Source organism: Paenibacillus sp. EKM206P (genome assembly GCF_011066155.1).
GTDB lineage: Bacteria > Bacillota > Bacilli > Paenibacillales > Paenibacillaceae > Paenibacillus > Paenibacillus polymyxa_D.
In genome coordinates, this window is record NZ_JAAMNQ010000003.1 from 527,451 (window position 1) to 543,087 (window position 15,637).

The window sequence follows — 15,637 nt, forward strand, 5'->3', positions numbered from 1 at the left end:
TCGTTGTTAACGGTTGTATACAAACCAGTCAAATAAGGAACCCGTCACCTTACCAAGCACCATTGCCATTAGCAGACCGAGCATATACACGGTCATGTGGAGTCGCTTGGCGAGTATAGGCAGGAGATTTAATACCTCCGTTAAAGCCGCGGCGAGCAAACCAATAAACACTCCGCAAAATAGCCCAGGTATCCATGTAAATATGCCCGGTAGTGGCAAGCAAATGTTCCAAAAATCGACCACAGTCCCCAGCACTGAACCTATAATCATTGCTTTTTCGTATGCACGTGATTTTTTATACGTACGGGTGAGTTGAGCTAATCGCGGCATGATATCCAGCACAATAAAAAAAGCAATTACACCGCTACCCACCGCAAGGCCCCCAGCAATACCTAAAATAATCTGAAGTGCAGCCTGTACAAATATCATGGTTTCTTAGCCTTTGTCTGCAGACGGGCCATCTTTTCATATTCCTCTGCCACAACATACTGATCCACATTTTCCTGGTACAGATACATTTCCACCTCCAGCGGTGTCGGCTCCTCGTTCCAATTTTTCTTGAACAAGTGATTAAAAAAAACGATCATGCCAAAGCCGATGCCGATTGAGTAAGCAATTTGAAACAGGTACGGATGCTCATCCTTATGTCCCGTAATCATCTCCACAATCCGAACCTGTACTTCCATCATGCTAACGTCGGCATGAAAATTCATAATTGTCAGCGCAGAGCCAAAAAACAGAAGCACCCATACCAAAACAAACAGTATTTTGGACGGCTTACGGGGTTTCTCCACGAGTTCGACAAGTACATGCGGCTTCCCAAGAGATTCAACTACGACCCCCGGAATATGATCTCTAATTTTTGCTATGATCTGCAGCATATCTATCAGTATCAGATTACCGTCCTGGTGCTGCGGCCGCTTGAGAACAAGCTCAAGCAGTTCCTTTTCCCATTCAGGATTAGTCAGCAAATTGGCTACATCACCCAAATGTAAATCCTGTCCTTGTATCATGCGGACACGGCTGCGGAGCCGCAAGTAGACAATAGGAGCTACTGTAGGAGCCGGAGTATGAGTCATCCGATCCCCTCCTTATCCTCGTAATTATCAGTTAGTATGGAACGAAGCAAGGAAACCTATTCTGTGTATTGTCTTTTATCCCACGCAAAAAAGAGTACCCCTGACCATTAAAATGGCTTTGGAATACCCTTTAAAGATACGTAAGCATAAGGATTTCACTAAGATCCTGACTGTTATTATTGGGCAATCTGATCGCGGATCAGTTGTAAAATCTTTTTTTCCAGCCGTGATACCTGCACCTGAGAAATACCAAGCCGACTTGCAACCTCTGATTGCGTCTGATCCCGGTAATAGCGCAGGTACACAATCAACCGCTCCCGCTCAGATAGTCCGCCAATGGCCTCATTGAGTGCCAGCTTGTCAAACCATCTTTCCTGGGATTCGTCAGCAATCTGATCCATAAGTGTAATCGGATCACCGTCATTTTCGAACACCGTTTCGTGAATTGAAGTAGGCGGCTTATTGGCCTCCTGCGCAAAAACAACGTCCTCTGGCGTCACTCCCAGCTCATCAGCAACTTCCTTGACTGTAGGCAGGCGGTTGAGCCGTTTGGATAGCTCGTCCTTCATTTTGCGGACCTTATTGGCCGTTTCCTTCAAGGAACGGCTAACCTTGAGTGTACCGTCATCACGCAAGAACCGTTGAATCTCACCGATAATCATCGGTACTGCATATGTTGAAAATTTGACTTCGTAGCTGAGATCGAATTTATCCACCGATTTTAACAAGCCAATGCAACCAATTTGAAAAAGATCGTCAGGTTCATACCCCCGGTTCATAAAGCGCTGCACGACAGACCAGACGAGCCGGATATTACTATTGACCAGTGTCTCACGAGCCTCATTATCACCGGATTGACTCAATGCAATAAGCCGCTTGACTTCCGCATCCTCTAAATAGCTGTGCGAAGTTTTTTTTCCTCCTGCTTCCATAGGATCAACTCCTAATTATATAAAGCTTTCTTGGATTCAATCCTTTTCTTCATCCGGACCGACGTGCCTCCGCCCGGCTCACTGACTGCTTCAAACTCATCCATGAAATTTTCCATAATTGTAAAGCCCATGCCGGAGCGTTCCAATTCAGGTTTGGACGTATATAAAGGCTGCTTGGCGAGTTCTAGATCCTCAATTCCTCGGCCTGCGTCCTCAACAACCAACGTGATCACGTCCGCTTCAATCCCGACTCTAATCGTTACGACACCTGACGGGTCGCTGTCATAGCCGTGAATGATACTGTTTGTCACCGCTTCAGACACCACGGTTTTCAAATCACTTAGCTCATCCATTGTGGGATCAAGCCTGGAAATAAAGGCCGCGACAGCCACACGAGCAAATGCTTCATTCTCGGATTTTGCAGCAAACTGCAAGCTCATGAAATTGTTACCCGTGCCTTCTCTCATGACACTACCTCCAGTTCCGTGAGCGCATTTCCCTCGTTGTCATAAATGGGCATGATTTTGAACAGCCCTGACATATCCAGCAGTCGGTGTACCGGCGGATTGACATCACAGACTGCCATTTTTCCGCCCTTTTGCTTGATCAGTTTGTACCGTCCCAAGATAACGCCAAGGCCGGAGCTATCCATAAACTGAAGATTCTTCAGGCTGAGCACAATATGCTCGCATTGCCGGCGCTGAATCGCCTCATCCATTTGCATACGGACCATGTCCGACGTATGGTGATCAAGCTCACCAGACAGCCTTACAATCAGTACCCCCCGGTGATGCTCCATTTCAATTTGCAGGTTCATGCTTGCTCACTCTCCTCCCGGTCTTGGACAAGGATTTCTACGTAGCCGCAGACGATTCCTGCCCTCCGACAAAACTAGAAGAAAACCCCGTAAAATCTACAAAGAAAATAGGTTCGACATGGTACGTTTAAACAATTTCCACCATCCGGCCTTCTCGATAGCCACAGGCGAAGTGATATTAAACTCCTTAAGCCGTTGTCCATCCTGATAGACGACCAGCTTACCAACTGGATCACCAGCCCGGACAGGAGCTTTGAGGCTTGGGGCCAGTTGCAATTCATGACGCAACGTTTGTTTGTTGCCACCTTTTTTCACCAGCACACTGTAAGAACGATCAGCCTGAATTTTCAGCTCTGGCAACACGCCTTTTTCAACTTTTACGCTGCCCAGCAATTCACCCGGCTTGTATATGGATTTCATTGTATATTGAGAAAATGCATAGTCGAACATGGAAGACACTTCATTGTTGCGTATCTTCGTATTTGGCTCCCCGAGCACGACAGCCACGACACGCAAGCCATCACGCTTCGCGGTAGCGGAAAGACAGAACTTTGCTTCTGCCGTATAGCCTGTTTTCAGCCCGTCTGCTCCAGTATAGAAACGGACAAGTTTATTCGTATTCACCAGCCAAAAGGGCTTGACTGAGGACTTACGCAAATAGTCCTGATAGGCTCCCGTATATTTCGTAATTTGCGGGTATTTCAACAACTCCCGACTCATAACCGCAATATCATGCGCAGAAGAATAGTGATTCTCTACGGGTAAACCGTTGCAATTGGCAAAATGCGTATCCTTGAGCCCGAGTTGCTGCACCTTGGCGTTCATCATCTCAACAAATGCCTGCTCAGACCCTGCAAGTTTCTCAGCCATCGCCACAGAGGCGTCGTTGCCTGAAGCCATCGCAATTCCCTTCAGCATCTCATCGACCGTCATTTCTTCTCCCGGCTCCAAGAAAATTTGCGAGCCCCCCATTGAAGATGCATATTCGCTGGCACGAACTTTATCGGTCAGCTTAAGCTTGCCATCCTGAATGGCCTCCATTGTTAGCAACATCGTCATAATCTTGGTGATGCTCGCTGGAGGAAGCTTTTCACGACTGTTTTTTTCATAGATGACTGTGCCCGTATCTGCATCCATCAGGATCGCCGAGAGAGCCTGGGGAGCTAGCTCAGCCGCTGATCCCTCTTTGGTTTTGCTATCAGGTATGCTTTCTTCGGCCCAACCGCCGACAGGGACGGCAGTCAAGGCTACCAGGCAAGCCAGGATGAACGCCACCACTTTTTTCTTCACAATCGGTTCCCTCCTCAACATATTGGCGTAAACCACCGGAGCCTATTTACTTACTCCTCCGGCCTATTCGCTGTGCTGCTAACCATTGTCGTCAGAATGAAAGAAAAATATTCCATATGACTAAAAACATCAAATAGCACCAAGCTGAGTCAGCATGGTGCGCATTTTCCAATATCTAAAATGACAGAACATCTATCGTCTGTGAAATAATTGTTTAAATTCGGCTTACGGTGAGATATGTGATACCTCCACCTGGTAGAATATCCATTGCATTTTGACTGAACACCCGTATATCAATAAAAGAATTCGCTTCCAGTCTAAGTTCCATTGCTCCACTCAATGCACTATAGTTCAGTCCGCCAATTATCCTGTCATCGAGATAAGCATAGGCGGAACTCCCGGCAAGCTGCTCATCATTCAAGTGAAGTGCTAACCGTGTACGGTTTCCATCAACTTGGGGATCGGTCGAAATGTAGACTTGTATTCTGTATTTCCCAGCTCGCTTGGCTCGCCATCGACTATTCACCGCATCGAATTCGATCAGCTCATCCTGGTTGATTTGATTGAACTTCACCTTCTGCCAACTACCTGCCGGAAGATTTTGTCTCGCTCCCAGGTAGGCTTTAACAAAGGTTTCGTCCAAATGCTCAATTCCGTTGTTCGAGTATTTCTCGACCAGCAGCAAAGCCTGCCCTGTCCCATTATTCTCGTCATAACGATTATTGTTATAGTTAAAATCCAAATGTGAGCGAAGTGTCACCTGCTGTGTGGAAGAACTACCAGAGAAAGAAATAAGCTTTTTTAGATTACGGGGATACCCTCCCACCTCGTCCACCAAAACTTTTTTGCCAATGACCACATCTACAAAATAGTTACATACGGATTGGGTATCATTGAATTTATCCGCTATCGCTAAAATGGAGTCACGCAATGCCACATTTTTGGTTTCTTTAGTAGCACCAATTTGAATAAAAGAAGGTACTGTCATCTTATGCTCTCTGCTTAGTCCCTCAAACCAGCAGCCTATAAATTCAGCGTTCATAAAATCATTAATGAGAATGGGAATATCATTGGAACTTCCATCCTTAATGTGCTGGCTAGCCAAAAATCTAGCCCCGTTGGAGCTATTCAGATCCAATGCCGTATCGTTCCCCAATGTAAAAAGCGCTATGCTAGTAAACTGTGAACTTCTATTCTGCAAGTGAATCCCTGTTTTATTGTAATTAATCTCTGTGCATTTAAATAAATTGACATCACTTTCGTAGCCCCAAAAAGCCGTTTCGAAATGCTCAATTAGGACATTATCCAGGGCAACTCCGCCGCCCTTCCAATCCTGAATACCCAAAGTACCTTTACCATAATATCCACGCTTCACCGACTGCGAAAACGGATTATTTAATGTGGCTCTGTCAGCCCCCTCGTACCGGATCGATAAGTCATGAAACTGCACATTTTGAAATCCGCTAAACGTTGGTAGACTTTCATCTCCAATTTGAAAACAAGGGCCCGTACCATAATATTCAATCGACGTAACCCCTTTGCCTTGTCGGTATCTGCCCTTATGAATGCCAAAAATGCGTACACCCTGCTTGCGAATCTGTAGGGTAGAGGTTATTTTGTATCGTCCACTGGGAATGTGAAGAATAGAATAATCGGGGGTCTTATTAATCAATTCCTGCAAAGCTGCCGTATCATCCTGAATACCATCACCAGCAGTTCCAAACCAGCTTACGTTTACACTGCGTTCAATGAATTCTTTTTCAATGGTTTTAAAATTTTCATTTAATTGCTGCGGCGTTAACTCTTTGCCCGTACCACTCAAATTCAACTTCAAACGGTCTGTAAAAAAATGATCCGCCACCCGAACACCCCCATGTTTAAAAACGTAAAAAGTTCCTCTTTGACCAGCCGAAGAATCCTTCATTTTCTTAGCATGGACTGAGTATATGCACAAGAGGGCTTGCTCTAGGCGTGGGAAAAATGAAAATAAATATTTTATTATTATTGTACAAGAAGATACGTTTTGTATATTATAGATACATAACGTATCTAGGCGGTGGAACCGTGAAACATATACTTACAGTAGCTGGTTTACTGGCTTTTTCGATTCCCTATGCTTGTCAGGGTTTGTCTCCCAGAGTTATCACGATTTCCCTGCTCATCTTGCTGTTTAGCTATATCATGCTACTACCTTCACTCAGATCATTGATCGCAACCTTAGCCGACAATCCGTTGCTGACTTTACTCATGCTGTACATCGCTGCCTCCTGTTTGTGGGCTGAACAAGAGCAGACCTCTTCCTTGCTGATGGTTCTCAAATTTCTTGCCTTCTCTACCTTTGGGCTCTATTTGGCCACCCATTATACAATACAGGGCTGCATTCGTCTCTTAGTCGTTACGTTAAGTATTTTGAGCATACTCAATTTACTCGCCGTTTTGCTCGTTCCCTCCTTTGCTATTCATGGTGGCGTGGAACATACTGGGCTATGGAAGGGCATCTCTGGTCATAAAAATACACTCGGAACTCTCTCTCTGTTAGGTTTTGTTTCACATGTCATTTACTTTTTCAGGGGTAAACATAAAGTTTTGCATATTGGCTTCATCTTACTCAATGCCTTATTGCTCATCAAGTGCCAATCTACCACCTCTTTGATGCTGACATCTTCGTTCTTCGTATTTATATTGTTTATATTGCTATTCAAGAGAATCCGAAGCATTGCGTTGCGTGGTTTCTTCATTAGCTGTTCCTGCTTGCTCGTTCTTTTGGGTTTGGTGTTCACTTTTACTTATGGAGATGCGATTGCGTCGGAATTCGGAAAGACAACGACCTTAACTGGAAGAACGGAAATCTGGCAGGGGATTGCTGGTGCGATTCAGAGCCATTACTGGTTCGGACATGGTTATGGCTCCTACTGGGCAGCCCGGCCCAGTATCTATGCGAATGGAATTCGTTTTGATCTGACAAGCAGCCATAGCGGTTTCCGAGATCTGTGGATCGATGTGGGCCTTACAGGACTACTGGCAACCATTACACTCGCCATAACCACTTTATTTAAATTTAGAATTGGCAAAGCAGATATGTATACATGGCTGACGGCAGCTGTTTTTTTCCTGTTTATCATATTGAACAATATAACGGACAGCCGTTTCCTGAACTCGCTATCCATTTACTGGATTATTTTTATGGTTATTGTGATCAAGGTGCAAGAACGACATACACTGGCTGTAGCAGAAAAAGCGAATTCAACTGCATTGAGCACACAGCCTCTCCATTAGGAGATGTTACTCAAATCAACCGCTGTATGTAAAAAAGAACCCCATACCCACGCCATCAAAAGGCGTTTGGATATGGGGCTCTTGGGATATATGTCCACCACTTCGGTTGAACATGATCCCCAATCTACATTTGTGGAATAATCGCTAGCACAAGTTTTAAAAATTGCTCACGTACCTTCTCTGCCGTCTCCATCACTTCACCATGGGACAAAGGCTGATCCAGAATGCCTGCGGCCATATTTGTGATACAAGAGAAGCCCAGTACCTCAATTCCTGCATGACGGGCTACAATAACCTCAGATACGGTCGACATACCCACTGCATCTGCACCCAGTGTACGCAGCATGACGATTTCAGCAGGCGTTTCATAGTTAGGTCCCAGCAATCCAGCATATACACCTTCCTGCAGGCTGAAGCCCTGTTGGTTAGCCGTTTGCTTGGCAATTTCACGCAAACGGCGGCTGTACGCCTCCGACATATCTGGAAAACGAACGCCCAGACCGGCATCGTTTGGTCCAATCAGCGGATTTTGTCCTGTCAGATTAAGATGATCCGAGATGACCATCAGATCGCCTGCTTCGTAGGAAGTATTTACACCACCTGCTGCATTCGTCACCAGCAGACTTTGAATCCCCAATTGCTTCATCACCCGAACTGGGAAAGCCGTCAGCTGCGGGCCATAGCCCTCATACATATGGAAGCGCCCTTTCATCATGACGACAGCGCGACCTTCAATCGTGCCTAACAGTAATTCACCCTCATGACCTTCTACCGTCGATACAGGAAAATGGGGAATATCCTGATAAGGAATACTAATTCCATCCTGAATTAAATCGGCCAGAATACCGAGACCCGATCCCAGAATAAGGCCAATCTCTGGACGTATTCCGCTCTTGGCGCGGATATAATCTGCTGCTTCCTGAATTGTAGCTTGGTTGGCTGTTGACATTAATATCTCTCCTGACTTGTACAATCGTAAAGTTATAGTCATTATCACATTTTCTATGAAACCAAAGTATCGTTATGTTCGATCTTTGCTTTCATGAGAAGTGCGGTTGCCGCCGTGCGGGTGATGCTTTTCATATACTTCCTTCATATTCCGTCTGGCCGTCTGCGCATATACCTGCGTCGTTGACAGATCAGCATGACCCAGCATTTCCTGTACAGAGCGTAAGTCCGCTCCGCCCTCCAGCATATGTACCGCAAAGGAATGCCGCAGCGTGTGGGGCGTGATATCCTCGCTTATGCCTGCTTCCTGGCCGTACTTCTTAATCATTTTCCAGAAGCCCTGTCTACTGAGACGCTGTCCAGATACGTTCAGGAACATGGCATCCTGCTCTACCTGAGCTTCTTCACCCTGCCCGGATCTCAGCAATAATAGACGCTGCTCGTCCATATAGGCTTGTGCCCACTGTGATGCCTCACGGCTGATCGGTACAACACGCTCCTTGCCTGCCTCGCCGCCACAGTGCACAAAGCGCAGATCGGTGCGCACGTCACGCACGTTTAAGGCAATCAGCTCTGATACGCGAATGCCCGTCGCATACAGCAACTCCAGCATCGCCTTGTCTCGCACCCCTTGCGGGGCAGTCACATCTGGCGCGGCCAGCAAACGCTCTATCTCATCCTGCGTTAGCACCGAGGGCTTCTTTTTAGTCGCTTTGGGCAGCTCCAGCAGAACAGACGGATCATGGATCGTAATTCCCTCCCGAATAAGAAAATGAAAAAAGGAGCGAATGGAGGCGACGCTACGTGATATTGTCGCCGCAGCCTTTCCCTGTTCCTTCAAATGGCCCAAATACAGTACCAGATGTGACCGTTGGACATTATCCGGCTGTTCAATACCACAGCTTTCTGCGAACTCGACAAACTGCTGTACGTCTCGTTGATACGCTTCCAAAGTGCTGCGCGACAAACCCTTTTCCTCTTCCATAAATTGAACGAAAGGTTGAATGTACATTTTCATGAGTTCCAAAAGTCTCCTTGTTCTGCATACAGCGGTTCAGTCTCAGCGCCTGCTTCTTCGTGTGCTACCTTCATCATTTCATAAGCTCATCAAGACCGATTACTTAGACTATTCACCATACCAGTAAAAGAAACGTAAACGTTCTAACACTGCTATTCGATGCTCGGACCCTTCATTTACTTTTTGTCCGCCAAATACCTTCACTGCATGTCCTTCCGGTATTCGGTAATGATCTACAGGTGTTATCCAATCTGTAAACAGCCTGAGGCTAAAAAAGAACATACATGCCAGCGCACCGAACAAGATTACCAAACGCAGCCATTTTAGTCCTCTCCGCAACGATAGTACCATGTGGATCAGCCGCCTTTTCCCCATAATATGGTCCTAATTAGGACTCTCTATGGAAGGGTATGACAAGCTATTCCTTTTTATACCGCTTAATCCCGAACAACAGGCTCCGAACCAAAAAAGCTCTCCCGAACGCATCTTCGTCGGTGAGAGCTTGGGTAGTCAGCTTTTAGTCCTGAGATTTGTTTTTTCTGGATTTGCCCAAAGATTTCTGAGCGGTCGTATCGTTCTTCGCCTTACAACGATAACAAATACCGTGGAAGTCCAAACGATGGTCCACTACGGTAAAGTTATATTCCCGTTCCAAGCGCTCCTCCAATGGTCCAAGCCAATCTTCCAGTATTTCATCTACACTGCCACACTGCACACATATCAAATGGTGATGGTGATGTTTGGTTGTATCGCCGCGCAAATCATAACGCGCAACGCCATCACCAAAATTAATTTTCTCCACGACATGCAGTTCACTTAGCAGTTCTAGGGTACGGTATACGGTTGCCAGACCGATTTCGGGAGCTTTCTCTTTGACGAGCATAAATACATCTTCCGCACTCAGATGATCATCTTCGTTCTCAAGTAAAACTCTGACGGTGGCTTCCCGCTGAGGCGTTAGTTTGTAGCCCTGGGATTGCAGCTGCTGCTTAATTTTTTCGATCCGTGCTTCCATGTGTCTCCCTCCCCCTGCAAAGCTACTGCCTACTGCACTTTTTTCACTCCTATTATTATAGGGGGTCTATACAAATAAAGTCAAACATTTTGAAACGGATCAAGATGACACGGAAGCTGTCAGCATAGGAGTGACCCATTGCATCATAACCGGGGTGATCCAAGTTTCAAAGGACGCGCTACCAATAAGAAGCACGATCATCACAGCAGTCAACCCTGCGTAAGACAGCAACGGACGCAGCATTCCGTCTGACGGCCGGGTAGCGAGTATTTTGGTTTTGATCATATGGATGGAAAAAGTCATCGCAGCCACGCTGCAGACGAGCAGTACCGGAATCACGAGCAGGTTATGGGGAGCAACTGAAACCAAAGAAAATAGCAGTCCTTTCCACGAATATTGCCCCACCAGATAACCTACTGAAAATCCGATTAGCACACCCTTGAGGAAATTCAATACAAGAATACCCGGTAGACCAATAACCGAAAGGCCACACACCCAAATTAGGCCGACCCATTTCAGATGTAAAGATACGCTATCCCAAAAGGTCGAAGCCGCCTGCGAATCAGCGAATCCCTGTTCGTTTTGATTGACCGTTACAAAAAAATCCTTCAGGTAACGGGACAAATCCTGTAACTGCTCCAGCGAGAGTGCGTTTACCATAAGTGCGCCAAAGACGACTCCCACCAGAAACAGCACAGCCAAGAACACATAATATGGCGTCTGATCCTTTAACGTATGACGAAACCATTGCATCGGCGTCCTGCCCCTTTCATCTGCTTGTTTGTCCAAAAAACAACCGTAATCCGACGGCTGATGGCTAGAAATGGGGCAGCTTTCGCTGCGGATCAAACATCACGAATGATGTGCCAAGCCAGCGGCATAGATAATTTATGGTTATGAACAAGCAGACGCTGATATGCCTTTAGAGGGACAAGACTTTACTAGGACTTAGCTATTTTGCCGTATGTTCCACCACCACCGGATACAAGCGACAGTCGCCCCTCGCGTGAAAGCACAATTTGCTCTGCCAGCACTTTTCCGACGACTGCTGCTAACTCCTCCTGTGTAACCTCATGTAAAATATTCATTTCTGTTCCAAATGCAGCCAATAGCTGGTTCAGCTTGGCTTTGCCCAGACCTGGAATAAATTCCAGTGGAATCTGGTAAATGTACGGCGGACGATGGGAGGGAATCATGGGTTGCTCACGGTCGGCAATGCTCCATATTCGATCCAGCACTCCTCGCACCAGCTTGGTATGACCACAGTCAGGACAGCGTTCATCCGCCATCTGTTGCTCGTCAATAATCGTACCGCAGCTTTGACAGTAAGAGCGATGGTATTTGCCCAGTTTTGGATTTAATCCGTAGTTGGCACGCACCCGTCGTCCTTCCCGCCGCTCCAAAGCCATTCTGAATTCATCAAAACACGGCTTCGCCAGTGATAATTTATTGTATTCTCGTCCGATTTTCCCGAGTGAATGGGCATCTGAATTCGTGAGAAAGCTGAAGCGATCCAGTTCCGAAATTAAACCGGCCATAGACGAATCTGCGCTCAGTCCCAGCTCCACCCCACTAATGAGCTCCATATCCAGCAGTTCCTCCATACGGGCCGCTGAACTGCCGTATATGCCCTTATGAGGAGTAAACACGTGCGCTGGCACCATAATGCCTCCACGTCCGTAAATTTGCTGCTGCAACTCGCGTGGCGGTGCATAGATTCGTTGTGAGCTGAGATTAACATTTTTCATATGCCGGGCCAGCCATTGGGTAAAATCCTCCATCGCCGCCAGATCTGGAAAGTAGGCCAGTACGTGCGCCTCAGGGCGACCTTCAGCACGTATTTCCAGCTCCGTGCCAAGGAGAATAACCGTATCCTGGTATGCGATACCGCCGCCGCTGATTTCCTTCATTTCACCCGTATGTAAATAGGTACGAATATCCTCCTGTACATTAGGTGCATGGCAGTCAATGATACCGATCAGCCCAATTCCTTTGCGACCGGAGGCTTCCTTAGCTATGTTGGCAAAGGTCAGATCGCGACTGCCACTAATTTTGACCGGATTTCCCTTCTCTGTCCTGCCAATATGAATATGCAAGTCTGCAAAGTAGTCGTTAAGTTCTACTATATTTTCATCCATACGCTTAGAAGCTCCCTGTAAGTTGGCGGAGTTGCCATGCATAGACGGCCAGAATCGTTTTGGCATCACTAATCCGTCCTTCACGAATGAGCGTCTGTGCTTCTTCCAGCGTCACCTCAAACAGCTCCAGAAATTCATCCTCATCCGGTTCCATCTCACCTAACTCCAGCTCTTCGGCCACATACAGATGAATGATTTCATCCGCAAACCCAGGAGAGGTATAAAAGGAGTGCAGCAGCTTCAACGACTTGGCAGTATAACCTGTCTCTTCTCTCAGCTCACGTCCCGCTGCTTCCATCGGGTCTTCACCCCGCTCCAGCTTACCTGCAGGAATTTCCACCTCACAGCGCCCCATCGCCTGTCTGTACTGGTCCACGACCAGCATTTTCCCTTCATGTAGAGCCAAAACAGCCACCGCACCTGGATGCTTTACGATCTCACGCTTTCCAGTGGAGCCGTCGGGAAGCTCTACCGTGTCCACCTGTAATGTAATAACCTTTCCCTCAAAGATAGGCTGTGTGGACACGGTCTTTTCGTCTAGCGCAGGATTCGAATAAGGCTTGCGAGGTGCATCGTTTGTTGAATTGTTCAATTGTCCATTCGTTTGCTCGTTCATCAGTAAGTTTCCTCCTTCATATCTATCTTTCTTTATTAATTATCACCAAAGTTAGTCTAACTTGTCCACTTTGTACATAAGCTGGTGGTAGAATAACAAACTTCCTGTCATGAGGAGATGCAGAAATGAAAAGCTACCGTACTGAAAGCACCCTCCATATCGTTGGTAAAGCTTGGCAGATTCAAGCACTCTTGCGCCAATGGCAAAAGGAACACGGACCTACAGCCACTATCGCTTCGCTAGTTGTTCCAAAAAAGGTTCAGGTCTAAAGACGAAGGAACACTGTTCCTGTCTTTAACCTGAACCTTTTTTCAATATATTGCAAGTGTATGATACAAGTTTATTTTGTGGTTTCTTGAATCAGAGCTACGACAACTTCAGCAACCTTCACCAGGTCATCGGCCTTGATCTTTTCCTCTGTTGTATGGATGTTCTGATAGCCCACAGCCAAATTCACCGTCGGAATTCCAAGCCCGTTGAACACATTTGCATCTGAGCCACCACCGGAATGAAAGGTTGGCGTTGCCAGTCCCAGTCCTTGAATTGCACGTTGTGCAACCTGTACAACTTCATCATGCTCCGTAAAGCTGAATGCCGGATAGATGACTTCACTGCGGAACTCTCCCTGTGCACCAAATTCGCGTGCGGTGGTTTCCAGCGCTTCACGCATATGCTGAATTTGATGATTAACCTTTTCCTGCACAATACTACGTGCCTCTGCACGGATCAACACAAAATCGCATACCACATTCGTCGCGCCGCCGCCCTCAAAACTGCCGATGTTAGCGGTCGTTTCCTTATCAATCCGTCCTAGTTTCATTTTAGAAATTGCTTTAGAAGCGACCTGAATGGCACTAATGCCATCTTCGGGATTTACCCCCGCATGAGCGGACTTCCCAGTAATCTTCATTTCAATACGTGCCTGCGTGGGGGCAGCTATACAAATAGAGCCGACCTCACCATTCGAATCCAAAGCATATCCGAAATCAGAATCTAGCACGTCTGGCTTCATCGCACGTGCCCCCATCAAACCAGATTCCTCGCCAGCCGTAATCACGAACTGGATTTGACCATGGGGAATATTCTGTTCACGCACGACACGAATCGCCTCGAACAAAGCAGCAATTCCCGCCTTGTCGTCAGACCCCAGAATCGTTGAACCGTCACTACGAATCCAGCCATCCTCACCCAACTGCGGCTTAATGCCTTTACCCGGAGTAACGGTATCCATGTGGCAGGTAAAAAATAATTTGGGTGCTTGCTCTACACCTTCCGCTTTCCAGGTGACGATCAGATTGCCTGAACCATGTCCAGTTCTTTCACGAGAATCGTCTTCCATTACTTCCAGCCCGAGAGCATTAAACTTTTCTTTTAGGACGCGTGATATTTCCTGCTCATTTCTCGTTTCGCTATCCACCTGTACGAGTTCCATAAATTCCTGTACGATTCGGTCTTTTACTACTTTTACTGTCATTAAACTTTCCTCTCTTTCCCGATTACGCTACAATACGGATAGATGTTCTTATCTATGACTTAAACCTATCCTAAAGGAGTTACACATGTCGAACAAAAAATGGGTTCGTTTTTTCGTCTACATTATGCTCGCAGCTATGATTGGTTCTACACTGTTCATGGTAATTGAGCCGTTTATTATGCCACTATAATAACTATACCGCTCAAGGTATCCGGCTGCTCTAAGGCATTATGAAGCCTTGAGTGGACGAGCTGTTACGTAAAGCAAACAGGCGGGCTCCCGTGTAAATACACAATAGCCCGCCTTACCTTTATTGGAAAGAATGCGTTTGCCATTGCGCAGCAAATGAAAATTGCTGTTCAAAGTACGGTACAATTTCCTTCGCAATCTGCTCCACCGACGTAGGCTTCTGTATGCAGTCCTCCAATGATGTCACACCGTATTCCTGAATTCCGCACGGGACAATGCCCTCAAAGCCCTCATGCTGTATCCCTGATTTGATGTTAAAGGCAAAGCCATGGCTGGTTACGAAGCCCCGGCGGTGCTTACACTTGTTGAATTTGACACCAATGGCCGCAATTTTAAGATTCCCGATCCATACCCCCGTATATTCAGGCTTACGACTTCCCTCAACCCCATAAGATGCCAACAACCGAATGATCACTTCCTCCAGACTTCGAAGGTATCCATGCAGATTCAGCGCCTCCCGGTTGCCGAGCATAAGTAGAGGATATCCGACAAGCTGCCCCGGCCCATGATATGTAATGTCTCCCCCACGGTCAATCTGAAAGACGCTGATTCCCTGCTCCTTCAGTTGCTCTGGTGTGAGGAGCAAATGCTCAGGATGCCGCTGAGAGCCAATCGTGTAGGTCGGTGGATGCTGGAGAAGCATAAGCGTTTCTCTTGTCTCTCCCGCATCCAGCTTTCCCACAATCTCCTTCTGGACATCCCATGCATGGGCATATTCCATCCTATTCGTATAGGTTACATCAAGCGGTCGTCTGTTCACGGCCTGTCACTTCCTCTCCGTACAT

19 protein-coding genes are annotated in these 15,637 nt (G+C 46.7%); 3 read left to right on the forward strand and 16 right to left on the reverse strand.

Going from position 1 to position 15,637, the window contains the following annotated elements:
- Positions 1-6 precede the first annotated feature (6 nt).
- From G9G53_RS09185 to G9G53_RS09215, 7 genes are all read right to left on the reverse strand, one after another.
- Positions 7-429 (reverse strand): stage V sporulation protein AB, encoded by a 423-nt coding sequence (locus G9G53_RS09185; protein WP_029517296.1) that lies wholly within the window; start codon positions 427-429, stop codon positions 7-9.
- Complete coding sequence (locus G9G53_RS09190) at positions 426-1,079, reverse strand: stage V sporulation protein AA (RefSeq protein ID WP_029517295.1); 654 nt, start codon at positions 1,077-1,079, stop codon at positions 426-428. Before G9G53_RS09190 ends, G9G53_RS09185 begins: the two co-directional genes overlap by 4 nt.
- Before the next feature lie 176 nt (positions 1,080-1,255).
- On the reverse strand, positions 1,256-2,011 hold the full coding sequence (gene sigF, locus G9G53_RS09195) for an RNA polymerase sporulation sigma factor SigF (protein ID WP_023989213.1): 756 nt from the start codon (positions 2,009-2,011) through the stop codon (positions 1,256-1,258).
- 11 nt (positions 2,012-2,022) lie between these two features.
- The gene (gene spoIIAB, locus G9G53_RS09200) at positions 2,023-2,478 is read right to left on the reverse strand and encodes an anti-sigma F factor (RefSeq protein ID WP_029517294.1); all 456 of its coding nucleotides are present in this window, start codon (positions 2,476-2,478) and stop codon (positions 2,023-2,025) included.
- Positions 2,475-2,828 carry an anti-sigma F factor antagonist gene (gene spoIIAA / locus G9G53_RS09205; RefSeq protein WP_013310782.1) on the reverse strand — a complete coding sequence of 118 codons (354 nt, stop codon included), beginning with the start codon at positions 2,826-2,828 and terminating at the stop codon, positions 2,475-2,477. The genes spoIIAB and spoIIAA overlap by 4 nt, the downstream gene beginning before the upstream one ends.
- Before the next feature lie 96 nt (positions 2,829-2,924).
- The gene (locus G9G53_RS09210) at positions 2,925-4,118 is read right to left on the reverse strand and encodes a D-alanyl-D-alanine carboxypeptidase family protein (RefSeq protein WP_029517293.1); all 1,194 of its coding nucleotides are present in this window, start codon (positions 4,116-4,118) and stop codon (positions 2,925-2,927) included.
- A gap of 214 nt (positions 4,119-4,332) precedes the next feature.
- Positions 4,333-5,979, reverse strand: a complete 1,647-nt coding sequence (locus tag G9G53_RS09215; RefSeq protein ID WP_029517292.1) for a glycosyl hydrolase family 28-related protein — start codon at positions 5,977-5,979, stop codon at positions 4,333-4,335.
- Positions 5,980-6,182: 203 nt separating this feature from the next.
- Between G9G53_RS09215 and G9G53_RS09220 the strand changes: the two genes are divergently transcribed.
- On the forward strand, positions 6,183-7,394 hold the full coding sequence (locus tag G9G53_RS09220) for an O-antigen ligase family protein (RefSeq protein ID WP_029517291.1): 1,212 nt from the start codon (positions 6,183-6,185) through the stop codon (positions 7,392-7,394).
- A gap of 124 nt (positions 7,395-7,518) precedes the next feature.
- Here the strand turns inward: G9G53_RS09220 and G9G53_RS09225 are convergent, their stop codons facing one another.
- From G9G53_RS09225 to G9G53_RS09255, 7 genes are all read right to left on the reverse strand, one after another.
- Positions 7,519-8,343 carry a purine-nucleoside phosphorylase gene (locus G9G53_RS09225; protein ID WP_013310786.1) on the reverse strand — a complete coding sequence of 275 codons (825 nt, stop codon included), beginning with the start codon at positions 8,341-8,343 and terminating at the stop codon, positions 7,519-7,521.
- Positions 8,344-8,415: 72 nt separating this feature from the next.
- A complete protein-coding gene (gene xerD, locus G9G53_RS09230) occupies positions 8,416-9,360 on the reverse strand; it encodes a site-specific tyrosine recombinase XerD (RefSeq protein WP_029517290.1) in 945 nt (314 codons plus the stop codon).
- A 108-nt stretch (positions 9,361-9,468) separates the two neighbouring features.
- A complete protein-coding gene (locus G9G53_RS09235; RefSeq protein WP_029517289.1) occupies positions 9,469-9,711 on the reverse strand; it encodes a YqzK family protein in 243 nt (80 codons plus the stop codon).
- Positions 9,712-9,877: 166 nt separating this feature from the next.
- Positions 9,878-10,375 (reverse strand): ferric iron uptake transcriptional regulator, encoded by a 498-nt coding sequence (fur, locus tag G9G53_RS09240; protein WP_013310789.1) that lies wholly within the window; start codon positions 10,373-10,375, stop codon positions 9,878-9,880.
- Between the two features lie 99 nt (positions 10,376-10,474).
- The gene (gene spoIIM / locus G9G53_RS09245; protein WP_029517288.1) at positions 10,475-11,128 is read right to left on the reverse strand and encodes a stage II sporulation protein M; all 654 of its coding nucleotides are present in this window, start codon (positions 11,126-11,128) and stop codon (positions 10,475-10,477) included.
- A gap of 188 nt (positions 11,129-11,316) precedes the next feature.
- The gene (locus tag G9G53_RS09250) at positions 11,317-12,513 is read right to left on the reverse strand and encodes an endonuclease Q family protein (protein ID WP_029517287.1); all 1,197 of its coding nucleotides are present in this window, start codon (positions 12,511-12,513) and stop codon (positions 11,317-11,319) included.
- A 4-nt stretch (positions 12,514-12,517) separates the two neighbouring features.
- Positions 12,518-13,129, reverse strand: coding sequence for an NUDIX domain-containing protein (locus G9G53_RS09255; RefSeq protein ID WP_029517286.1), 612 nt, complete (start codon positions 13,127-13,129; stop codon positions 12,518-12,520).
- 125 nt (positions 13,130-13,254) lie between these two features.
- Between G9G53_RS09255 and mciZ the strand changes: the two genes are divergently transcribed.
- A complete protein-coding gene (gene mciZ / locus G9G53_RS09260) occupies positions 13,255-13,398 on the forward strand; it encodes a Z-ring formation inhibitor MciZ (protein ID WP_080658620.1) in 144 nt (47 codons plus the stop codon).
- Positions 13,399-13,469: 71 nt separating this feature from the next.
- On the opposite strand, the gene G9G53_RS09265 is transcribed toward mciZ, so the two are convergent.
- On the reverse strand, positions 13,470-14,603 hold the full coding sequence (locus G9G53_RS09265; RefSeq protein WP_029517285.1) for a tripeptidase T: 1,134 nt from the start codon (positions 14,601-14,603) through the stop codon (positions 13,470-13,472).
- An 85-nt stretch (positions 14,604-14,688) separates the two neighbouring features.
- Between G9G53_RS09265 and prli42 the strand changes: the two genes are divergently transcribed.
- Positions 14,689-14,793 carry a stressosome-associated protein Prli42 gene (gene prli42, locus G9G53_RS09270; protein WP_023989226.1) on the forward strand — a complete coding sequence of 35 codons (105 nt, stop codon included), beginning with the start codon at positions 14,689-14,691 and terminating at the stop codon, positions 14,791-14,793.
- Positions 14,794-14,913: 120 nt separating this feature from the next.
- Here prli42 and lipB read toward each other — a convergent pair whose 3' ends face one another.
- A complete protein-coding gene (gene lipB / locus G9G53_RS09275) occupies positions 14,914-15,612 on the reverse strand; it encodes a lipoyl(octanoyl) transferase LipB (RefSeq protein WP_165147039.1) in 699 nt (232 codons plus the stop codon).
- Positions 15,613-15,637: the final 25 nt, after the last annotated feature.